This window comes from Pseudomonas putida (assembly GCF_028682475.1).
Classification (GTDB): domain Bacteria; phylum Pseudomonadota; class Gammaproteobacteria; order Pseudomonadales; family Pseudomonadaceae; genus Aquipseudomonas; species Aquipseudomonas putida_AG.
Map to the genome: position 1 here is coordinate 124392 of NZ_JANHLE010000002.1, position 21638 is coordinate 146029.

The window sequence follows — 21638 nt, forward strand, 5'->3', positions numbered from 1 at the left end:
CCAAAAAAGCTGCAGCAAAGTGCGTTACGCAGGCTAGGACCATCGTGTCCCCGGCAAAGTTGCCTGGCGCTCCGGCATTTATCGTTCCTGATGTTGCCGTTTTCACCGGTAGCGCGGCAACAATTGGTTCCATTTATCTTCTGTTCAAAGTAGTCGAGGCTGGCGCTTTTGCCTTGCATAGACGGCCCGGGCCTTTATGCTGGGCGCCGATTTCGAAGATTCCGGAGTGTTCCATGTCCCGCCGTTTGCCGCTGATTACCTTGTTGCTGTTCCTGCCCTTGTGGCTGGCGGCCAGTTATGGGGTGCGCTATGTCCTGATGGAAGACGCTCAGTGGGTCGGTGTCTGCGCCGAACAGGCACAAGTGTGGCAGTGCCAGGCGCGTTCGGTGCTGGGTTTGATGATTCATTTCAGGGTCATTGCCTGGACCGCGCTGGGCCTGGCATTGCTGGCCCAGTTGCTGCCAGCGCGGGCGGGCTGGCGTGTGGCGGTGCTGGCGCTGGTGTTGGCGATTCCGGCGCTGGTGTTGTACAGCGCCAGTATTGCGGTGTTTGCGGTAGTGTTGGCCGGGTTGCGCCTGGTGCGGCGCTCGAAATGAAACTGTGCTGCTGCCATCGCCGGCAAGGCCGGCTCCCACATGTCTGGCATACACCGTGTCATAGTGGGAGCCGGCCTTGCCGGCGATTGGTTACGCCTGAGCGCGAACCCTCAGGCTACGCCACAACGCTCCGACCATCAGCACACTGACCCCGGCCCAGACCAGCGCCTGCTGGTTGCTCAAGCCCTCGCGGAACAGTTGCGGGGCAATGCCGGCGCCGACGATAAAGGCCAGCAGGCCGATCTCGGCCCGTGGCCCGCGTACCGGACGCAGCAGGTAGACCACCGCAGGCAGCACCAGTGCGGCACTCGGGAAGCTGCGATAACGCGGATCGAACACCAGCGCCAGCATACTCACCGCGGCAGCAAAGCCCGCCGCCAGCAACCACCAGCCCGCCCGCGCTTCAAGCCAGGCGAAGACCCGCTCACGCCAGCCATCACGTTGCGCCAGCGCCAGGGCGGCATGGGCAAGCACGATCAGGTTCAAGCCGCCCAGCAGTACCGCCCAGATCCACTCACCGGCAAAGCGGCTGTTGATCCGCACCAGCTCACCCCACAGGCCCAGGCTCGCGGTCCCCAGGGCGGCCAGCAGTGGCAGCAGCAAGGCTGCGCGGGTCCCACGGACACGACCGGCGAGCACCAGGGTGGCAACAAACAGCAGCCCACAAGCAATCAACCATTGCGGCCAGAACACCAGGTTGCTGACCGGGCCTTCAAGAATGCCTTTGTCTGCACGGTCGGCGTCGTACAAGCCCCAGTAACCACCGACCGCGCCCTCGCTGGCACGTTTCCACGGCTGGTCGAAGGCTTCGATCAGGTTGTAGTGCCAGCCGTGCTGCTCGGCCATGGCGACGAAACCGCGAATGAAGCGTGCTTCGTTGACCCGGCTGGGCAGGGCGGTCTCACGCTGACGCCCTTCGCTGGGCCAGCCGGTTTCGCCGATGACGATATCCTTGGGGGCAAAGCGGTTGCCGAACACCTGGCGGATCTCGCCGACATGCACCAGGGCGTCGTCGATGCTCTTGGGATCATCTTCCCAGTAAGGCAGCAGGTGAATGGTCAGAAAGTCCACGGTCGGGGCGATTTCCGGGTGCTGCAGCCAGAATTCCCAGACATCGGCGTAGGTCACCGGCACGCTGACCTGGCTTTTCACCTGGTTGATCAGTGCCGCCAGTTGCGGGCCGGTGACCTCTTTGCGCAACAAGGTCTCGTTGCCGACGATTACCGCCTTGACCACGTCAGGGTTGGCATTGGCCGAGGCAATCAGGGCCTTGACCTCTTTTTGCGTGTCCACCGGGTTGGCGTTGATCCAGGCGCCGAGCATGACCTTCAACCCATGTTTGCGTGCCAGCTCCGGGATCATTTCGAGCCCGGTCATCGAGTAGGTACGGATGCACTCGAAGCGCTGGGCCAGCAAGGCCAGGTCGGCGTCGATACGCGCCGGGCGCAGCTGGAACGGCTGGTCGAACGGCGACTGGTCCTTGTCGAACGGCGTGTAGGACGCGCACTGCAGCTTATGCGAGGCACTGGCCGCATCGGGCAGGACCACCGGCTTGCCCAGTCCGTACCAGAGCCCTCCCAGCGCAAACAGGCCGAGCAGGCAGGCGAACAGATAGGGCAGGAGGGGAAAGCGGGCAGTCGGGGACATGGATCGGGCCGTCAGGGAGCAAAGCCGCCAATAGTACCTGCAAATGGCACGGGCTAAAGCCTTGGCAGGCAAAGTTACCCGGGTTGGATGTTGCTTCATGTAACTGCACAGCGGGCTGGCGATGTGATGTCGCTTGTCGATGCCTGGAGGTCGTTGCCAGAGCAGGTCAGCCGCCATCAGCGGTTGATGATGCAGGTTCCGTGACGTGACGAGGGGAAGCTTTGATGAAAATGCGACGACTCCTGGGGGTGGGCACCGCCCTGGTAATGGCCATCGGCGCTGCGCAGGCGACGGCCAAGGAAGTAAGCATCGGCTACGTCGATGGTTGGTCCGACAGTGTGGCGACCACCAACGTGGCGGCCGAAGTGATCAGGCAGAAGCTCGGCTACGACGTCAAACTGCAGGCCGTGGCCACCGGGATCATGTGGCAGGGGGTGGCGACCGGCAAGCTCGACGCGATGATGTCGGCCTGGTTACCGGTAACCCATGGCGATTACTGGAGCAAGAACAAAGATAACGTCGTCGATTACGGGCCTAACTTCAAGGATGCCAAGATCGGCCTGATCGTCCCCGACTACGTCAAGGCCAGCTCCCTGGCCGACCTCAAGAGCGACGACAGCTTCAAGCACAAGATCGTCGGCATCGACGCCGGCTCCGGGGTCATGCTCAAGACCGATCAGGCGATCAAGGACTACGACCTCAGCGGCTACAAACTCCAGGCCAGCTCCGGTGCGGCCATGACTGCGGAACTGGGCCGTGCCTATGCCAAGCAACAATCGATCGCCGTCACCGGCTGGGTGCCGCACTGGATGTTCGCCAAGTGGAAACTCAAGTTCCTTGACGACCCTAAAGGTGTGTACGGCGCCGCGGAAACCGTCAACAGCATCGGCAGCAAGGAACTGGCAAGCAAGGCGCCAGAGGTGGCGGACTTCCTGAAGAAGTTCCAGTGGCAGTCCAAGGATGAAATCGGTGAGGTCATGTTGGCCATTCAAGAGGGCGCAAAACCCGAGGCCGCCGCCAAGGACTGGGTAGCCAAACACCCTGAGCGCGTCGCCGAGTGGACCGCCAAATAATGGCCTAACGCTTCTATCTGGCACCTTCCAGGGCCGCAGCACCAGAAACGGTGCTGCGGCCCTTGTCGTTTCTGGCTGTTACCGAATCGGTAAAACAGTTTTGCATCTAAGACTAAGGTCGTCTGGAGTGCGTCCAAAGGCAGCATAAAGTGGAGTCCGTACTACCTAATCTGTGCTGCGAGGACAAAAACAATGAACGACAGCATTTATCTCTCGATACAAAACAGCCCGCGGTTCAAGGAGCTGGTGTCAAAACGCGAACGTTTCGCCTGGATTCTCTCGGCGATCATGCTCGGTCTGTACTCCGCTTTCATCCTGTTGATCGCCTATGGTCCGCATGTATTGGGTACCAGGCTCAGCCCTGACTCGTCGATCACCTGGGGGATTCCCCTCGGTGTCGGTCTGATCCTTTCGGCGTTCGTGCTGACTGCGATCTACGTGCGTCGCGCCAACGGTGAGTTCGATGAGATGAACAAAGCGATTCTCAAGGAGGCACAGCAATGATCCGGCGTTTTCTGGCAACCCTGGCCTTCGGCATCTTCGCACCTGCCGTGTGGGCCGCCGACGCCCTCACCGGCGAGGTGCACAAACAACCGTTGAACGTAGCGGCGATCCTCATGTTCGTCGCCTTCGTCGGTGCCACCCTGTGCATCACTTACTGGGCGTCCAAACGTAACAACTCCGCCTCCGACTACTACGCCGCCGGCGGGCGCATCACCGGTTTCCAGAACGGCCTGGCGATTGCTGGCGACTACATGTCGGCCGCTTCCTTCCTGGGGATTTCCGCCCTGGTGTTCACCTCCGGCTACGACGGCCTGATCTACTCGATCGGCTTTCTGGTCGGCTGGCCGATCATTCTCTTCCTGATCGCCGAACGCCTGCGCAACCTGGGTAAATACACCTTTGCCGACGTCGCCTCGTACCGCCTCGGGCAGAAAGAAATCCGCACCCTGTCTGCCTCGGGCTCGCTGGTGGTGGTGGCGTTCTACCTGATCGCGCAAATGGTCGGTGCCGGTAAGCTGATCCAGCTGCTGTTCGGCCTGGACTACCACGTCGCGGTGATCCTGGTCGGTATCCTGATGTGCCTGTACGTGCTGTTCGGCGGCATGCTGGCGACCACCTGGGTACAGATCATCAAGGCCGTACTGCTGCTTTCCGGTGCCAGCTTCATGGCGCTGATGGTGATGAAACACGTCAACTTCGACTTCAACGCGCTGTTCTCCCAGGCCATCGATGTTCACCCGAAAGGTGAAGCGATCATGAGCCCGGGCGGTCTGGTCAAGGATCCGATCTCGGCCTTCTCCCTGGGTCTGGCACTGATGTTCGGCACCGCTGGCCTGCCACACATCCTGATGCGCTTCTTCACCGTCAGCGACGCCAAGGAAGCCCGCAAGAGCGTGCTGTATGCGACCGGTTTCATCGGCTACTTCTACATCCTGACTTTCATCATCGGCTTTGGCGCAATCCTGCTGGTCAGCACCAACCCTGACTTCAAGGACGCTGCTGGCGCCCTGATCGGCGGCAACAACATGGCTGCGGTGCACCTGGCCAACGCCGTCGGTGGCAGCGTGTTCCTCGGCTTCATCTCGGCGGTAGCCTTCGCGACCATCCTGGCAGTAGTGGCCGGTTTGACCCTGGCCGGTGCTTCGGCAGTGTCCCACGACCTGTACGCCAGCGTGATCAAGAAAGGCAAGGCCAACGAGAAGGATGAAATCCGCGTCTCGAAGATCACCACCATTGCCTTGGCAGTACTGGCGATCGGTCTGGGTATCCTGTTCGAAAGCCAGAACATCGCCTTCATGGTCGGCCTGGCGTTCTCGATTGCTGCCAGCTGCAACTTCCCGGTACTGCTGCTCTCGATGTACTGGAAAAAGCTGACCACCCGTGGCGCCATGATCGGCGGCTGGATGGGGCTGGTCAGTGCGGTGGCGCTGATGGTGCTCGGCCCGACCATCTGGGTACAAATCCTCGGTCACGAAAAAGCGATCTACCCGTACGAGTACCCGGCGCTGTTCTCGATGCTGATTGCCTTCGCAGGGATCTGGTTCTTCTCGATCACTGACAAGTCCAAGGCGGCAGACGAAGAACGTGCGCTGTTCTTCCCGCAGTTCGTTCGCTCGCAGACTGGCCTGGGTGCCAGCGGTGCGGTTTCGCACTGATACTTGAGCGCAGTACTACAACGCCCCGCTAGCCGGGGCGTTGTTGCTTCTATGGCCTGCTGCTGTCGCTAGGAAATTTCCGAAGATCGCTCAGACCGGTCTTACTCTTCGAAACGAGCCAACCACGAATAATCCTCCTCACTGACCGGGTACTACCGGTCAGGTATCGACCCTCAAGGAGAATTCATTCGTGAAACGTACGTTACTCGCCCTTCCCCTGGCCATGTTGTTCGCCGGTTCAGCCTTTGCCGCCGATCCGATCGAAAAGCAAGTGCTGGTCACCGCCGTTGTGCCAACGGCTGCGTTCTATGTCGAGCCGGTTGGCAGCGACTGGATGAATGACCCTCAAGAGCTGCCTTGGAACCCGATAAAGTCCAGCTTTGGTGAGATCCGTCATCAGCTGCAAGCCAAGAGCACCATTGGCCCGATCACCGGCTACCTGCTGAATGCGCCTGTCATCACCAGCGGCCTGGATGCTATCGACCTGAACGTCAAGGTCGGTGCCACCGATCTCGAAACCACGCCCAACGAAATCCTCACTGCCGCCCAAGCCGCTCCAGGTGCGGTCATGGACTTTGTGATCACCGCCAAGGCGCCCAGCAATGGCGCGTTCACCCCTGGCAACTATCAGGGCCTGGTGAGCATGATGTTCGAAACCGAAGCGCCCTGATCTACCCGCCAACCAAGCCCTTTCACCCCATTTGTCCAACCCTGCCTATGACGTTCGTCATCGGGCGGGGGAGGGCATTGCTTGCAGGCAGGGTCATGAGCCTATTCCACTCCTTTGTTTCCACAGGCTGCGTCTTGCTGGCGGCCGCTATGGGGCTGTACACACGGACCGCTGCAGCCGACGAACAGCCCGCAGTACTGGCGGCGCTTGCCCAGGCTCAGGGCTTGCCCCGTGAGTTCGAAGCCCACTTTTTCGACGTACCGCTGGCCGTGCGTGTCGAGCTCGATGGCCGTTACCTGGGCGATGCCATGGTGGTACTGAGCCGGGATGAGCGTGTACAGCTATTGGAGTTCACCGATATCCAGGAAAGCCGCGAGCCTGCCGCCGTGCGCCGACGCTGGCAGACACGCCTGGCCGAAGGCCGGCAGCTGGGCGACTGCCAGGCCGACTGCCCGGACGGCTTGCGCGCGATCCACTACAGCCTGGTCAACTCGCAACTCTCCTTGCTGACGTTCGATGCTGAACACAACAGCCCGGCAGCCCTTTACCACAGCCTGCCCGAAGACGGCAGCTACGGCCTGCTGCTGCGCAACCAGCTCAATCTGGTCGGCAACGAAGGCGAAACCAGCGGGCGCTATGTCGTGCAAGGCCAGGGCAGTCTGGGTAACTGGACGACCATGACCGAGGCCCAGTTCGATCGTGGTAGCGATCAGAGCGAGGGCACCCGCTACCGCCTCGACCAGCTCTACGCCGAGCGCCTGGTCGATGAACACTTCTACCGCCTGGGCTATTTCACCCCCAGCGCCCAGGGGCTGACCCGCCAGCCGCGTCTGCTCGGCAACAGCCCCGACACCACCCTTGGCCTGATGCTTGGCAGCAGCGACAGCTTGCTGGTCGACAGTGGCCAGCCCAGCACCACGCCGGTCTATGTCACGCCCAACCGCCAGGGCATCGCCGAGATCTACCGCAACGGTGTATTGATCAACAGCCAGCCGGTCCAGCCAGGTTTGCAAACCCTCGACACCCGCGTACTGCCGGGCGGTATTTACCAGGTCGAAGTACGCCTGATCGAAGATGGCCAGGAAACCTCGCGCAACGAAGCCTTCATCTACAAACCCTCGAACTGGGGCAACAGCCAGAGCCGCTGGCGTTACAACCTGTTTGCCGGCCAGCAGACCAGCGCCTTGAGCAACTGGGACGACACGTACGACGACAGCTTCAGCGGCGGCGCCATGCTCAACTACTTGCTGCACCCGCGCGCGGTGCTGGGCGTGTCGGCCCAGCATGTCGACGAGGCCATGCAGTACGCCACTTCCCTGGACTGGGAGGTGCGCGACCGGCTGAAGTTCTACGCCAACCTCAACCAGACCGCGGACCTGGGTGACGGCTATGACCTGCAGGCTATCTACAGCCATGACACAGGCTCGATGGTGCTCAGTCACAGCCGCACCTGGACCCGTCCCAGCCACAATGTGCGTGGCCCGCTGGCGCGCCAGGAGGAGGTCAGCCAGTCCTCACTGTCGCTGAGTCAGCGCTTGACCTCGCGCAGCACCGCTACGTTGCGCCTGTCGCACAGCACCGGAGCGGCCAACGGCTTGGGCGTGGACCTTGGCTGGACGCAGTTCGGCAAGCTGGCAGGCTCGGACGCCAACTGGCGCTTCTCGGTGTTCGACCGCCCCGGTAGCGCCAGCACCGGCGAGGCCCGCAATCGCGGTGTCAATCTGAGCTTGAGCATGAGCCTGGGCAGCCCTGGCCGACGCATGGCCGCTACTCTGGGCAGCCGTACCTCGCGCGACGGTGGGCGCGACCAGAATGTTTCGCTCGCCTACCAGCACGATGTCGATTACGGCGCCTTGCGCACCCTGGGCGCCATTGCCAGCGTGGACCGCTATGGCACAGGCATCGGGGGCAACGCGCAATTCCAGAGCCGCCAGCTCAATGGCGATGCCTACGCCCAGACCTCGTCCTACAACGGCGAGCTCAGCGCCGGTCTCAACCTGCAGAGCGTGCTTGCCCTCGGCGCGGGCAAGCTGGCGGCCAGCGGGCAGTTCCTCGCTCACGAGGCGGGGCTGATCGTCGACGTGGAATCCGATATCGACGGACTTGAACTGCGCGCCGACGACTTCCAGGGCATGAGTGCGAGCTTGCGTCCGGGGCGCAACGTACTGCCGGTGGTGGCCTACAGGCCCGGGCAGGTACAGGTCGATTTCCGCGACAGTCACGCGCCGTCCGCAGTCATCCAGCCCAACGGCTTCGAGTACCACCTCAACCGCGGCGGCATCGAGTACCGCCAGTTGCGGGTAATGCGCACGGTCACGGTGCTGGGGCGCTTGCTGGATGAAAACGGCAAGGGCCTGAGCGGCGCCCAGCTGATCAACCACGCCAGTCGCAGCGTCACAGAGGCCGACGGCTATTTCACCGTAGAGATGAGCGAGTCGACGCCAGTGCTCGAAGTGCGCCTGGCTGGCCGCACCAGCTGCCTGCTCAGTCTGAGGCCTGAACAGCTGATTCGGGAAAACGATGTGCTGATGGCAGGTGACCAGCGCTGCCGGTCGGAAAGCCTGGCTGACGCTGATACATCCAGTAGTGGAGGTGGCTCGTGAGCAGGCGACAAGAGGCGTTTTGGGGAAGAAAGCTGTACGACATTTCCTTGATTGGCTTAGGACGCGTACTGGAATGAAAGGCCGGCTTTTGGCGTGCTTTCGAGAAGTAATACTGTTTGGTTATTACGGGAAAAATACGGAGCTCAGGATGAATAGAAGTCTGTATTGCATGGTGCTGGCGTTACTGTTGCCCCTGCCGCTGCAGGCAGCGCCGGAGTTGAATATCGGCGGCTTGTACGATTACATCGACAGTGGCAAGAGCACCCTGCTCAAGCGTGTGCGCAACGGCGGCGACACGACCGCCTTCGTCAAGATCAGTGTCGCCGAGCTGGTGTATGACGAGCACGGCAAGGCCCGCGAGATCGGCCTTGAATCGCTGCCGCTGGAGGAACGCGGTTTGGTGGTCAGCCCGGCCCGCTTGATCGTACCGGCGCGTGGTCTGCAATCGGTGCGGCTCTTGTACCGTGGCGAGCGTGAGCGCGAGCGGTACTTTCGCGTGCGTTTCATCCCGGTGCTGCCAGAGGCCAATGACGGTTTCGCCGTCGATGAGGCCCAGGCCGACGCCTACCGTGAAAGCCTCAAGGCCGGGGTCAGCCTGCTGGCCGGCTACGGTTCGTTGCTGTTTGTGCGGCCCGCTGACACCCGCTATGCGACCAGTACTCAGGGCGAGGGCGGCAAGCTGACGGTGGTCAATCATGGCAACAGCACGGTGGTACTCGATCACTTGCGCGTTTGCCAGGCGGCGAACGAGCAGTGCGATCCGGCCACCAAGCAGCACTTGCTGCCGGGGCGCACGCGCCAGTTCGAGGGCGGGCAGGGCCGGGTGTTCCAGTTCGAGCTACAGGAAGGCGAGCAGCGCCGGCATATGACGGTGCAAGGATGAATCGGGTCGTAGCCTTGCGCTGTCGCCCTCTATGGCTGGCAGGCCTGCTCGTGCTCATCGCGCCAGTGGCTCAAGCACTCGAAGTTACGCTCAGCGCGCAGTATCGCGGAGAGAGCTCGGCAAAATTCGAGCACACCACGCCTCCGGCCTCCGTCTGCTCGTTCTTACCGTCAATGTGTACGAACAGGTTGACGGTCACCCTGCCTGTTACTTACACCAAACTTACCGAGGTGGCGACCGAGCCGCGTGAGAATTTCTACGTCAGGGTGCCGGAGCGGCGGCAGGTGGATGTCTACCACGAGCAAACCGGCGAAGCCTATCAGCTGCAGCTCAATTTCACTGCCATTTCACAGCGGGTTGCCAGCCCTCGCAGAGAACGTAACCCTGCCGCCAACAGTAACCGGATGGGGGGCAACTGCCAGGTTCAGAACGGAATGTGGCTGTCGCAGAATGAATTCCTCACGCGCTGGCAGTTTCCCATTACTCCGGGGGATTGCGCGACTCGAGCTACATCGGCTTTTTGGGGCCAGCAGGAAACTGTAACCACCTCGGAACTGAGTGTTGTCTACACCCTCGGGTTACCGCCGACGCACAGGGTCAAGCCTGGAGTCTACCGTGGCAGCGTCACCTACACCCTGGGCGCAGGTGGCGACTTCGACTTCGGTAACAACGTCACCGCGCTGAACGGCAACAGTGTCACAGTCAATATCGTCCTGGACGTCCAGCACAGTTTCCTCCTGGATTTCCCCCTCGGTTTCGATCGCGCCGTGCTGGATCCGCCGGGTGGCTGGTCTGCCTGGCTCGACGGTGGGCGGGTTCCACCACGGCTCTCCAGCGACCTGTCGATGCGCCTGTGGTCGACCGGGCCGTTCAAGGTCTACAAACAGTGCGAATACGACGTTGGCGATGGCTGCGGCATTCGTAACCGCCGCGGCGAAGAGGTTGCGCTGAAGGTGGCGATTACGCTGCCCTATGGCATTCGTTACCAAGGCTGGCAGACGGTCAACAAGATGGCGTTGCCGACCGGGCAGGCTGCAGCGTTGGAGCTCCAGTCGATACTGCCAACGGTCAATGGACCGAGCCAACTGCATTTCGAAGTGGCCCAGGATGATCTGCGCCCCATGCTCGAGCGTGGCGGTGAGCTGTACAGCGGCAAGGTCACCGTGATCTTCGACGCAGAACCGTAAGAAGGCGCAATTTCTAGTGAGGATGGATCATGTTCAAAGCTGTCGTGGTCGACGACCACCCCTTCATCCGTTCCACGGTTTGCATGCTGCTGCGCCAGGAGCAGCTGGAGGTGGTCGGCCAGGCCGACAATGGCATCGACGCACTGCACCTGGCGCGTGAGCAGACGCCGGATCTGATCATCCTCGATATCGCCATGCCCAAGCTGGACGGCCTCGAAGTCATCGCCAGGATCAGGGCCATGCCGCGTCCGGCCAAGGCCCTGGTGCTGACTTCACAGCTGGCTGAAGCTTATTCACTGCGCTGCATGCAGGCCGGAGCGGTGGGCTACGTGTCGAAAACCGACGACCTCGGCGAGCTGTGCAAGGCGGTGCATGCGGTGATGTCCGGCTACACCTACTTTCCCGACGTGACCCTGAGCTCGGTGCATCACCAGGACCTGCGCGCCAGCGAGGCGCACTGCATCGCCCGCCTCAGCGACCGCGAGCTGATGGTCCTGCAGCACCTGGCGCGGGGCCTGAGCAATAAAGCCATCGGCGAAATCATGTTGTTGAGCAACAAGACCATCAGCACCTACAAGAGCCGCCTGCTGGAAAAACTCAGGGTAAGTTCGTTGGTTGACCTGGCTGACCTCGCTCGCCGCAACCTGCTCATATAAGCCGCGTCGGTTCGTGTTGACGCGTGTCCTGTTGCTGGCACTGTTGTGCTGCCTGGTGCCGGCGCCAGCCCAGGCTGCGCCGACCCTGCACTCACGGGCTACGCTCGACAGCCCCCGACCGGAGCCGGACGGTGCCGAACTGCGCTGGTTGTGGGAGCGGCGGCAACTGCGCCTGGGGGTGATGGAGCGGGACAATCCGCCGTTCGACATTCTCGGCACCGGCCAGGTGTTCGAGGGCCTCACCGCCGACTATGCCGGGCTGATCGCCGAACAATTGCACCTGCAGGTCGAGGTGCGTGCCTATGCCTCTTTCGCCGAGGCGGTGGCGGCCTTGCACGAGGGGGCGATCGACCTGATTGGTTCGGTGTCCGGGCAACAGGCTCGGGAGACTGGTTTGCGCCTGTCGCGGGCCTACGCCGAGGATCGTCCGGTGCTGATTGCTCAGGAGGAAGGGGCCGCGCGTATCGGGCGCGAGGATGATTTCAGGCTGGCGATGGTCGAAGGCTACCGTTCCGTCGAGACGTTGCGTGAGCACTTTCCGCGGGCCCGCCTGCAACTGCATCCGTCGCGCTTCAGTGCCCTGGCTGCCGTGTCGCTTGGTCACGCCGATGTCTTCCTCGGCAATGCCTTGGGCAGTCGCTACGTGCTGGGCCGTAGCCAGTTGGGGGCGGTCGAGGAAATCGGCGATGCCGCCTTGCCAACGCAAGGCATAGGCTTTGCCATGCGCGAAAGCGACGGACCGTTGCCGCGCCTGGTGGATGCGGCGCTGGCCAGCCTGACCGAGCGCCAGCAGGCGCGGATCGGCGAGCGCTGGAGCCCGATGGCCGGCGCCGGGCACAAGCCCGAGCCTCTGCAGTTCAGTGTCGCCGAGCATCGTTGGCTGCGCGAAAATCCGACGGTGACGGTGCTGGTCGACGAACAGTTGCTGCCCCTGAGCTTTCGCGATGGCAAGGCCCAGTTGCGCGGGTTGAGCCTGGATGTCCTGCAACTGATTGCCCGGCGCACCGGCCTGCAGTTCGAGGTGCGCGCCGGTGGCAGTGTCGAGCGGATGATCGCGCAACTGCAGCAGGGCAAGGCCCAAGTGATCGCCGGCCTGCCTCACAGCCCGCTGCGTGAGCAGCAGTTGCTGTTCAGCCGTGCTTACCTCAGTGCCTCGAGAGTGCTGGTCAGTCGGGATGAAGCTCATGCACCCACCAGCCTGGCACAGTTGCAGGGCCGCAAGCTGGCGTTGGTCAATGGCAGTGCCTTGGCCGAGCTTGTGCGCCAGCGCTATCCACAGATCCAGCAATTGCATGTGCCTGGCCCGGTGGCCGCCCTGAAGGCGGTAGCCCGCGGCGAGGCGGCCGCCACCGTCTTGACCCTCGACGCCGCCCGCCCGCTGATCGCCCGCGGGTTCCCTGGTCGCTTGAAAGTCAGTGCCAGTCTGGCCTTGCCACCGGCGCACTTTGCCCTGGCCAGCAGCCGTGGAACGCCCGAACTGCAGTCGATTCTCAACAAGGCCCTGCTCAGCCTCGCCCCACGTGAGACCGACGCGCTGGTGCGGCGCTGGCGCAATCCGATGATCGTTGCCGATAGCGACTGGCCGCGCTACCGCCAGCGGATTCTGCTGGGTTTCGCTGTGGTGCTGGCACTGCTGCTCCTGGCCTCGCTGTGGATCCGCTACCTGCGTCGGCTGCAGGTCGAGTTACGCCGCACCAAGGCTGAGGCTGATACGGCCAACCAGGCCAAGACGCAGTTTCTTACCACCATGAGCCACGAGATCCGCACCCCGTTGCATGCCGTGCTGGGTATGCTTGAACTGGCTCAGCGCAAGGCCGAGCAGGGGGTACTCGATCACCTGGCGATCGAGGTGGCGGCCGATGCTGCGGGTGGCCTGCTGGAGTTGATCGGCGATGTTCTCGACATCACCCGCATCGAGGCCGGCCAGTTGCAGCTGGCACCCCAGCGGGTGCGTCTGCGTGAGCAAGTGGCGCGGGTAGTGCAGTTGTTTGAACAGCAGGCCCGTAGCAAGGGCCTGACGCTGCGCCTGGATGCTGAGGGCGCGGTGGATACCGAGGTGATGCTCGACCCTGTGCGTTTCAAGCAGGTACTGGCCAATCTGCTGAGCAATGCCGTCAAGTTCACTTGCCAGGGACATGTACGCGTCAGTTTGCGGGCGCAGGCCGTTGGCGAGCGATTGTCCGTCGAGTTACAGGTCGAGGACACCGGCATTGGCATTGCCGCCGCCGAGCTGGCCGGGCTCGGCCAGCCTTTTCGCCAGGCCAGTAACCAGCGCCAGTCGCCGCGCAGCAGCACCGGGCTGGGCCTGGGCATCAGCCGAAGTCTGTGCGAAATGATGGGGGGGGCGGATGGCGATGCACAGTGTGCTGGGCCACGGCACACGGGTGGAGATCCTCCTCGACCTGGCGCGCCTGCCGGCCGAGCACCAGGCACAGTCGCTGCGAGCAACGCAGGTGGTTTCGACGGGTGTGCGCCTGCGGGTGCTGGTGGTCGATGATTACCCGCCCAATCGCCTGTTGCTGGCGCAGCAGCTGGAGTACCTGGGACACCAGGCCCGGGTCGCCGAAGACGGTGCCCAGGGCTTGCGGCTGTGGCTGAAGGAGCAGATTGATGTGGTGATCAGTGACTGCAACATGCCGCGCCTGAACGGTCACGCCCTGGCGCGCGCGATCCGTTTGCATGAACGGCGCCGCCGCAGGCCGGCGTGCCGGCTCATCGGCCTGACTGCCAATGCGCTGGAAAGCGAGCGCCAGCGCTGCCTTGCCGTTGGCATGGATGACTGCCTGTTCAAGCCGCTTGGGCTGGATGCGCTGGTGCGGGCGCTGTACCCGTCTGCAGCAATGCCCGAGGATGTTACGCCGCTCCTGGACCTGCGCCATCTTCTGCGTCTGGTCGGCGGTGACCAGACGGCGTTCAAGGCGCTGCTTGCCGATCTGCGCAGCAGCAACCAGGAAGACTTGCGACGCCTGGAAGCGCTGGACAATGACCCACCGGCACTTGCGGAGCTGGCGCATCGGATCAAGGGTGGCGCGAGGATTGCCCGGGCCGAAGGCGTGATCAGGGCCTGCCAGCAAGTGGAACTCACCTGCGAATCCAGACCGTTCGAGGCCTCGCACCTGCGCCGCGATGTCCAGGCGCTGCGCCAAGCCTTGCAACGTCTGGACATGCAGCTGGCCGAGCGGATCGCAACGGATCCGCCCGATTCATATCATCCCTAGCAGTAGCAACACGAGCAGGACGACCAATACCACGCCGATAATGCCGGAAGGGCCGTAGCCCCAGCTGCGCGAGTGGGGAAAGACCGGCAAGCCACCGATCAGCAGCAGGATCAGGATGATGATGAGGATCGTGGTCATGGTTGAATCCTTGAGTGGTTCGAGGATAAGGGCCCCAATGCTGGCCGCTTACAGTTGCGACCGGTGTAACGGTGAAAAAATTCAATTTCTTGTTTTTGGCACCGCCTACCGGCATGTGCCGCATGCCTGCCCATTCAGCACCCTGATTGGTGTCCGTGCCCGGTCTGTGCTCGGTTATTCTGCCGTTCATATCCACTGGCAGAACAAGGCGCGCCACCATGCACAACCGCATCATGATTACCGGAGCCGGTTCGGGGCTCGGCCGCGAGATCGCCCTGCGTTGGGCCCGCGAGGGCTGGCGCCTGGCCCTGGCTGACGTCAATGAAGCAGGCCTGCGCGACACCCTGGCCCTGGTGCGCGAGGCGGGCGGCGAAGGATTCGTGCAGCGCTGCGACGTGCGCGACTACAGTCAACTGACCGCCCTGGCCCAGGCCTGCGAGGAGAAATTCGGCGGCATCGATGTGATCGTCAACAATGCCGGTGTGGCCTCCGGCGGTTTCTTCAGCGAGCTGTCGCTGGAAGACTGGGAGTGGCAGCTGTCGATCAACCTGATGGGCGTGGTCAAGGGCTGCAAAGCCTTCCTGCCGATGCTTGAGCGCAGCAAGGGGCGGATCATCAACATCGCCTCGATGGCGGCCTTGATGCAAGGGCCGGCGATGAGCAACTACAACGTCGCCAAGGCGGGGGTGCTGGCCCTTTCGGAAAGCCTGTTGATCGAATTGCGTCAACAGCAGGTGGCTGTGCATGTGGTGTGCCCGTCGTTCTTCCAGACCAATCTGCTGGACTCGTTCCGCGGGCCGACCCCGGCGATGAAAGCCCAGGTCGGCAAGCTGCTGGAAAGCTCGCCGATCAGCGCCGCCGATATTGCCGGGTATATCTTCCAGCAGGTCGCCGACGGTCAATTCCTGATCCTGCCCCATGAGCAGGGGCGTGAGGCCTGGCAGCTCAAACAACGCAACCCGCAGCTGATCTACGACGAGATGGCGACTATGGCCGAGAAAATGCGGGCCAAGGCGAAACCGACGCTGTAGGCGTCGATCCGCTATCCTTGGCCCCGTTTTCAACCGGAACGGGCTCCTTGGTGTGATCAATTACCTGTGGTTTTTCCTTGCGGCGGTCTTCGAGATCGCTGGTTGCTATGCCTTTTACATGTGGTTGCGGCTGGGCAAGAGCGGCTGGTGGATTGCCCCGGCACTGCTCAGCCTGACCCTGTTCGCGCTGATCCTGACCCGTGTCGAGGCCGCCTATGCCGGGCGCGCCTACGCCGCCTATGGCGGCATCTACATCGTCACCTCGTTGCTGTGGCTGGCGCTGGTCGAACGCGCACGACCGCTGGGCAGCGACTGGATCGGCGCGCTGCTCTGTGTGCTGGGGGCCAGCATCATCATCCTGGGGCCGCGGTTGCAGAGCACCTGAACAAGCGAAAACGACGAAAATCTGTAGGCAAATTCGTCGATTTTAGTGGGATCGGTCTATTTTACTGACGGAGCATTGCTGCGCTCTGACACCCCGTGCAGTCTCCGAATTCTCAGCGTTGTGGAGGATCGGAGCATGTTGGTAATAGGACGCGAAGTAGGAGAAGTCATCGCCATTGATGAGCACATTAAGGTCAGGGTGCTTTCGGTGGAGGGCAATACCGTGCGCTTCGGTATCAGCGCACCTCGCGAAATCGAAGTGCACAGGGCAGAAGTCTATCGGCGCATTGTCGAACAGGCCGCCAAGGATGCGGGCTGATCAGTCGAACAGTTCTTTCGGTACGTCGTGCTTGGCCAGCAGTTGGCATTGCTGGCTTTCGAGGTCGAACAGAATGAACGCCTGCTTTTTCGCCAGGGCTTGGCGCACGCGTAGCACGCGGGTTTCCAGCGGGGTGTCGTCGCCGTTGTCGGTGCCGTCGCGGGTGACGAAATCCTCGATCAAGCGGGTGAGGGTTTCGGCTTCCAGTTGTTCGTAAGGAATCAGCATCAATCAGTACAGGTTTGGCGAAGTGTGTACCTATGCTACGCGAAACCTGTCCTGACTGTGTAGGCACTAGTGCTTGTTGCCGATCAGGCTGTCGACCGCGGGCACCCGGGTATCGCTTTCCATTTGCGTGTCATGTTCCAGCTGGTGGCTGAAGCTTTCCAGCGAGCTGCCGGTCGCTTGTGAATCGCTGGCAAACACCGGCGGGCTGAGCAGGTAGGCGGTCAGCAGGCGACTGAGTGCTGCCAGGCTGTCGATGTGGGTGCGCTCATAACCGTGGGTGGCATCGCAACCAAAGGCCAGCAGCGCTGTGCGAATGTCGTGACCGGCGGTGATCGCCGAGTGGGCATCGCTGAAGTAGTAGCGAAACAGGTCACGGCGTGCGGGCAGGTCATGTTCGCGCGCCAGTTTCAGCAAGTGGCGTGACAGGTGATAGTCATAGGGCCCGGCCGAGTCCTGCATGGCCACGCTGACCGCATGCTCGCTGGAGTGCTGACCGGGGGCGACCGGGGCGATGTCGATACCGACGAACTCACTGACATCCCAGGGCAGCGCCGCGGCAGCACCGGAGCCGGTCTCTTCGGTGATGGTGAACAGCGGATGGCAGTCGATCAACGGCTGTGCGCCGCTGTCGACCACGGCCTTGAGCGAGGCCAGCAGCGCCGCAACGCCCGCCTTGTCATCCAGGTGACGGGCGCTGATATGGCCGCTTTCGGTGAATTCCGGCAGCGGATCGAAGGCGACAAAGTCTCCGATATCCACACCCAGGGTCTGGCAGTCGGCGCGGGTGGCGCAGTAAGCATCCAGGCGCAGTTCGATGTGTTCCCAACTGACCGGCAACTGGTCGATGGCGGTGTTGAAGGCATGACCGCTGGCCATCAACGGCAGGACGCTACCGCGCAGCACGCCCGTGTCGGTGAACACGCTGACCCGGCTGCCCTCGGCAAAGCGGCTGGACCAGCAGCCCACCGGCGCCAGCGCCAGGCGGCCGTTGTCCTGGAGGGCGCGCACGCTGGCACCGATGGTGTCCAGGTGTGCGGAAACGGCACGGTCCGGGGAACTCTTGCGGCCCTTGAGGGTAGCGCGGATGGTGCCACGGCGGGTCAGTTCGAAGGGAATGCCAAGCTCTTCCAGGCGCTCGGCGACATAGCGCACGATGGTATCGGTAAAGCCGGTCGGGCTGGGGATGGCGAGCATCTCCAGCAAGACTTTCTGCAGGTAGTTGAGGTCAGGTTGCGGGAGTGGTGCAGACATGCGGCCTCCTGTGCTCAAAGCGTCGAGCGGCTGTGGGGAAACAGCAGGTCGACGAAGCGTTCGGCAGTGGGTTGCGGTTCGTGGTTGGCCAGCCCGACGCGTTCGTTGGCTTCGATGAACACGTGCTCGGGTTGATCGGCGGAGCGGACCATCAGGTCGAGGCCGACCACCGGGATATCCAGGGCGCGGGCCGCGCGGATCGCTGCCTCGGCCAGCACCGGGTGCAAACGCTCGGTGACATCTTCCAGGCAGCCGCCGGTGTGCAGGTTGGCGGTGCGGCGCACCACCAGGGGCTGACCGGCCGGCAGCACGGTGTCGTAGTCGACGCCCGCGGCGTGCAGGGTGCGTTGGGTTTCTGCATCCAGGGGAATGCGGCTTTCGCCAGCGGTGGCGGCCTGGCGTCGGCGGCTTTGTGCTTCGATCAGGCAGCCGACGGCATGCTGGCCGTCGCCGATAATCTGTGCCGGATGGCGAATGGCGGCCGCCACCACTTCAAAGCCAATCACCACGATGCGCAGGTCCAGGCCCTCGTGGAAACTCTCCAGCAATACCCGGCTATCGAAGCGCCGGGCGTTTTCTATGGCCTGGTTGATCGCGTCCAGTCTGGTCAGGTTTACCGCCACGCCCTGGCCTTGTTCGCCGTCCAGCGGCTTGACCACTACTGCACCGTGGTCCTCGAGAAAGGCCAGGTTGTCATCGGCATTGCCGGCCAGTTGTTGTGCCGGCAATTGCAGGCCAGCGTCCTTCAGCACCTTGTGGGTCAGGCTCTTGTCCTGGCACAGGGTCATGCTCACGGCGCTGGCAAGGTCACTCAACGATTCGCGGCAGCGCACCCGCCGACCACCGAGGCTGAGGGTGAACAGGCCGGCATCGGCGTCATCGACCTGCACGTCGATACCGCGCCGGTAGGCTTCTTCGACGATGATCCGGGCATAGGGGTTAAGCCCGGTCTCGGGGCTCGGGCCGAGGAACAGCGGCTGGTTGATGGCGTTTTTGCGCTTGATCGCGAAGGTCGGCAGGGTGCGAAAACCCAGCTTGGCATAGAGCCGCTTGGCCTGGCGGTTGTCGTGCAGCACCGAGAGGTCGAGGCAGCTCAGGCCGCGGCTCATGAAATGCTCGATCAGGTGACGCACCAGCACCTCGCCGACACCGGGTCGGGTGCACTGCGGGTCCACCGCCAGGCACCAGAGGCTGCTGCCATGCTCAGGGTCGGTGAAGGCTTTGAGATGATTGAGGCCCATGACGCTGCCGATCACCGCGCCACTGTCTTCATCTTCGGCTAGCCAGAACACCGGGCCACCGAGGTGACGCGGGGTCAATAATGCCGGGTCGATGGCGAGCATGCCGCGGGCCAGGTACAAGGCATTGATGGCCTGCCAGTCGCTGTCGCTCTGCGCACGGCGGATACGAAAGCCGCGAAACACGCGCTGCGCCGGGCGGTAGTCGGTGAACCACAGGCGCAAGGTGTCGGAGGGATCGAGAAACAGCTGTTGCGGCGCCTGGGCCAGTACCTGCTGGGGGGCGGCGACGTACAAGGCGATATCGCGCTCGCCGGGGTTCTCGTCTTGCAAGGCATTGGCCAGGCTGGCCGGATCCGGGTAGGTGTGGCCGATCAGCAGGCGCCCCCAGCCACAGTGCAATGCGCGCGGCTGGTCGTGGGGCTCGCTGCCATCGCCGGCCAGTTGCGCCTGCAAGCGCGCATAGGACGGCATCTGGCCGCGCAGCAGGCGCTGGCCATAAGGGGAGGGGTGGGCTTTCATCGGTCAGATTCCTTGTTCGCTGAGCCACAGGTTCAAGGCTGCCAGTTGCCAGAGCTTCGAGCCTCGCAGCGGCGTCAGCTGGCCATGCGGATCGCTGAGCAGGCGGTCAAGGGCGGCCGGTTCGAACAGGCCGCGGTCCTGGCTCGGGTCCAGCAGCAGCTCACGCACCCAGTCCAGGGTGGCGCCTTGCAGGTGCTTGAGGCCGGGGACCGGGAAGTAGCCTTTCTTGCGGTCGATGACCTCACTGGGAATCACCAGGCGCGCCGCTTCCTTGAGCACCTGCTTGCCGCCGTCGGGTAGCTTGAAGCGCGCGGGAATGCGGGCCGACAGTTCCACCAGGCGGTAGTCGAGAAACGGCGTTCGCGCTTCCAGGCCCCAGGCCATGGTCATGTTGTCGACCCGTTTGACCGGGTCATCGACCAGCATCACCGTACTGTCCAGGCGCAGGGCCTTGTCCACCGCAGCACTGGCGCCGGGTTGGGCGAAATGTTGGCGGACAAAGTCACCAGCGGCATCGTGACCGAGGCGCCATGGCTGCTGCACCGTGGCGGCGTAGTCGTCGAAGCTGCGGTCGAAGAAGGCGTTGCGGTAAGCGCTATAAGGCTGTTGAGCACCGTCGACCTGCGGGTACCAGTGATAGCCGGCGAACAGTTCGTCGGCGCCCTGGCCGCTCTGCACCACCTTGCAGTGTTTGGCCACTTCCCGTGACAACAGGTAAAAGGCGATGCAGTCGTGACTGACCATCGGCTCGCTCATGGCGTGAAACGCCGCGGGCAGCTGCTCGATGATTTCCCGCTCGTCGATGCGCAACTGGTGATGGCGGGTGCCGTAGTGGCGGGCGATCAGGTCGGAATACTGGAACTCGTCGCCGCGCTCGCCACCGGCGTCTTCAAAACCGATGGAGAAGGTCGACAGGTCTTCGACGCCAACTTCGCGCAATAACCCGACCAGCAGGCTGGAATCGACCCCGCCCGACAGCAGCACGCCGACATCCACTGCCGCCCGATGGCGAATCGCAACGGCTTCACGGGTACTGGCCAGGACCCGGTCGCGCCAGTCTTCCAGGCTCAACTGCTGCTCGTCGCTGCGCGGGCCATAGTGCAACTGCCACCAGACCTGCTGTTCAACACGGCCCTGGGCATCGACACGCATCCAGGTGGCCGGTGGCAGTTTTTCGATATTGGCCAGCAGGGTGCGCGGTGCGGGTACCACCGCATGAAAGTTGAGGTAGTGGTTGAGCGCCACCGGGTCGAGCATCGGATTGATGTCGCCGCCCTGCAACAACGCCGGCAGGCTGGAGGCAAAGCGCAGGCGCTCGCCGGTGCGCGACAGGTACAGCGGCTTGACCCCGAGACGATCGCGGGCGAGGAACAGCTGCTGTGTGTCACGCTCCCAGATCGCCAGGGCAAACATGCCGTTCAGGCGCGGCAGCAGCTCGGCGCCCCAGGCGTGATAGCCCTTGAGCAGCACTTCGGTGTCGCCGCCGGAATAGAAGGCGTAGCCCAGGCTTTCCAGTTCGCTGCGCAGTTCCGGGAAGTTGTAGATGGCGCCATTGAAGGCCAGCGACAGGCCCAACTGATTATCGACCATCGGCTGCGCCGAGCCGTCGGACAAATCCATGATCTTCAGCCGGCGATGGCCCAGGGCAATCGGGCCCTGGCTATGAAAGCCCCAGGCATCGGGGCCGCGAGGTGCCAGGTGGTGGGTAATCCGCTCGACCGCGGCGAGGTCCGCCGGGCGTGGTGGGTGGGCAACAGGGGTGAAACGAAACTCTCCAGCTAATCCGCACATAAGTCCTTACCGGTTTTGCCGTTGGGGAAGGTGCCCGAACCCGG

General features: G+C 62.9%; 20 protein-coding genes. 14 read left to right on the forward strand and 6 right to left on the reverse strand.

Features of this window, described 5'->3' with window-relative positions; translation table 11 throughout:
* Nucleotides 1-233: 233 nt before the first annotated feature.
* Entirely contained in the window at nucleotides 234-596 is a 363-nt protein-coding gene (locus NPS47_RS02645) for a hypothetical protein (RefSeq protein ID WP_274293565.1), read from the forward strand.
* Nucleotides 597-686: 90 nt separating this feature from the next.
* Here the strand turns inward: NPS47_RS02645 and NPS47_RS02650 are convergent, their stop codons facing one another.
* On the reverse strand, nucleotides 687-2243 hold the full coding sequence (locus tag NPS47_RS02650) for a beta (1-6) glucans synthase (RefSeq protein WP_274293566.1): 1557 nt from the start codon (nucleotides 2241-2243) through the stop codon (nucleotides 687-689).
* A gap of 224 nt (nucleotides 2244-2467) precedes the next feature.
* On the opposite strand from NPS47_RS02650, the gene NPS47_RS02655 reads away from it, so the two are divergent.
* The 10 genes from NPS47_RS02655 to NPS47_RS02700 all read left to right on the forward strand — a co-directional run bounded on the left by NPS47_RS02655 (nucleotide 2468) and on the right by NPS47_RS02700 (nucleotide 14692).
* Complete coding sequence (locus NPS47_RS02655) at nucleotides 2468-3316, forward strand: glycine betaine ABC transporter substrate-binding protein (protein WP_274293567.1); 849 nt, start codon at nucleotides 2468-2470, stop codon at nucleotides 3314-3316.
* A gap of 192 nt (nucleotides 3317-3508) precedes the next feature.
* A complete protein-coding gene (locus NPS47_RS02660) occupies nucleotides 3509-3820 on the forward strand; it encodes a DUF485 domain-containing protein (protein WP_038608249.1) in 312 nt (103 codons plus the stop codon).
* The gene (locus tag NPS47_RS02665; RefSeq protein WP_274293568.1) at nucleotides 3817-5475 is read left to right on the forward strand and encodes a cation acetate symporter; all 1659 of its coding nucleotides are present in this window, start codon (nucleotides 3817-3819) and stop codon (nucleotides 5473-5475) included. The genes NPS47_RS02660 and NPS47_RS02665 overlap by 4 nt, the downstream gene beginning before the upstream one ends.
* Before the next feature lie 190 nt (nucleotides 5476-5665).
* On the forward strand, nucleotides 5666-6145 hold the full coding sequence (locus NPS47_RS02670; RefSeq protein ID WP_274293569.1) for a CS1 type fimbrial major subunit: 480 nt from the start codon (nucleotides 5666-5668) through the stop codon (nucleotides 6143-6145).
* A gap of 95 nt (nucleotides 6146-6240) precedes the next feature.
* Nucleotides 6241-8748 (forward strand): TcfC E-set like domain-containing protein, encoded by a 2508-nt coding sequence (locus tag NPS47_RS02675; protein ID WP_274293570.1) that lies wholly within the window; start codon nucleotides 6241-6243, stop codon nucleotides 8746-8748.
* 148 nt (nucleotides 8749-8896) lie between these two features.
* The gene (locus tag NPS47_RS02680; protein ID WP_274293571.1) at nucleotides 8897-9631 is read left to right on the forward strand and encodes a molecular chaperone; all 735 of its coding nucleotides are present in this window, start codon (nucleotides 8897-8899) and stop codon (nucleotides 9629-9631) included.
* 188 nt (nucleotides 9632-9819) lie between these two features.
* The gene (locus NPS47_RS02685; protein ID WP_274293572.1) at nucleotides 9820-10818 is read left to right on the forward strand and encodes a hypothetical protein; all 999 of its coding nucleotides are present in this window, start codon (nucleotides 9820-9822) and stop codon (nucleotides 10816-10818) included.
* Between the two features lie 29 nt (nucleotides 10819-10847).
* Nucleotides 10848-11474 carry a response regulator transcription factor gene (locus NPS47_RS02690; RefSeq protein WP_274293573.1) on the forward strand — a complete coding sequence of 209 codons (627 nt, stop codon included), beginning with the start codon at nucleotides 10848-10850 and terminating at the stop codon, nucleotides 11472-11474.
* A 13-nt stretch (nucleotides 11475-11487) separates the two neighbouring features.
* A complete protein-coding gene (locus NPS47_RS02695) occupies nucleotides 11488-13971 on the forward strand; it encodes a transporter substrate-binding domain-containing protein (RefSeq protein ID WP_274293574.1) in 2484 nt (827 codons plus the stop codon).
* Nucleotides 13961-14692 (forward strand): response regulator, encoded by a 732-nt coding sequence (locus NPS47_RS02700; protein WP_274293717.1) that lies wholly within the window; start codon nucleotides 13961-13963, stop codon nucleotides 14690-14692. The genes NPS47_RS02695 and NPS47_RS02700 overlap by 11 nt, the downstream gene beginning before the upstream one ends.
* Here NPS47_RS02700 and NPS47_RS02705 read toward each other — a convergent pair.
* Complete coding sequence (locus NPS47_RS02705) at nucleotides 14678-14830, reverse strand: DUF3309 family protein (RefSeq protein ID WP_013971433.1); 153 nt, start codon at nucleotides 14828-14830, stop codon at nucleotides 14678-14680. The genes NPS47_RS02700 and NPS47_RS02705 overlap by 15 nt on opposite strands.
* 218 nt (nucleotides 14831-15048) lie before the next feature.
* Here NPS47_RS02705 and NPS47_RS02710 point away from each other — a divergent pair, with 218 nt between their 5' ends.
* From NPS47_RS02710 to csrA, 3 genes are all read left to right on the forward strand, one after another.
* The gene (locus NPS47_RS02710; protein WP_274293575.1) at nucleotides 15049-15861 is read left to right on the forward strand and encodes an SDR family oxidoreductase; all 813 of its coding nucleotides are present in this window, start codon (nucleotides 15049-15051) and stop codon (nucleotides 15859-15861) included.
* A gap of 52 nt (nucleotides 15862-15913) precedes the next feature.
* The gene (locus NPS47_RS02715; RefSeq protein WP_274293576.1) at nucleotides 15914-16246 is read left to right on the forward strand and encodes a YnfA family protein; all 333 of its coding nucleotides are present in this window, start codon (nucleotides 15914-15916) and stop codon (nucleotides 16244-16246) included.
* A 135-nt stretch (nucleotides 16247-16381) separates the two neighbouring features.
* The gene (gene csrA / locus NPS47_RS02720; protein WP_274293577.1) at nucleotides 16382-16564 is read left to right on the forward strand and encodes a carbon storage regulator CsrA; all 183 of its coding nucleotides are present in this window, start codon (nucleotides 16382-16384) and stop codon (nucleotides 16562-16564) included.
* Here the strand turns inward: csrA and NPS47_RS02725 are convergent, their stop codons facing one another.
* The 4 genes from NPS47_RS02725 to NPS47_RS02740 all read right to left on the reverse strand — a co-directional run bounded on the left by NPS47_RS02725 (nucleotide 16565) and on the right by NPS47_RS02740 (nucleotide 21594).
* A complete protein-coding gene (locus NPS47_RS02725) occupies nucleotides 16565-16792 on the reverse strand; it encodes a YheU family protein (RefSeq protein ID WP_028943652.1) in 228 nt (75 codons plus the stop codon).
* Nucleotides 16793-16858: 66 nt separating this feature from the next.
* Nucleotides 16859-18043, reverse strand: a complete 1185-nt coding sequence (locus tag NPS47_RS02730) for an osmoprotectant NAGGN system M42 family peptidase (protein ID WP_274293578.1) — start codon at nucleotides 18041-18043, stop codon at nucleotides 16859-16861.
* Nucleotides 18044-18057: 14 nt separating this feature from the next.
* Nucleotides 18058-19803, reverse strand: a complete 1746-nt coding sequence (gene ngg / locus NPS47_RS02735) for an N-acetylglutaminylglutamine synthetase (RefSeq protein WP_274293579.1) — start codon at nucleotides 19801-19803, stop codon at nucleotides 18058-18060.
* Nucleotides 19804-19806: 3 nt separating this feature from the next.
* Nucleotides 19807-21594 (reverse strand): N-acetylglutaminylglutamine amidotransferase, encoded by a 1788-nt coding sequence (locus NPS47_RS02740; protein ID WP_274293580.1) that lies wholly within the window; start codon nucleotides 21592-21594, stop codon nucleotides 19807-19809.
* Nucleotides 21595-21638: the final 44 nt, after the last annotated feature.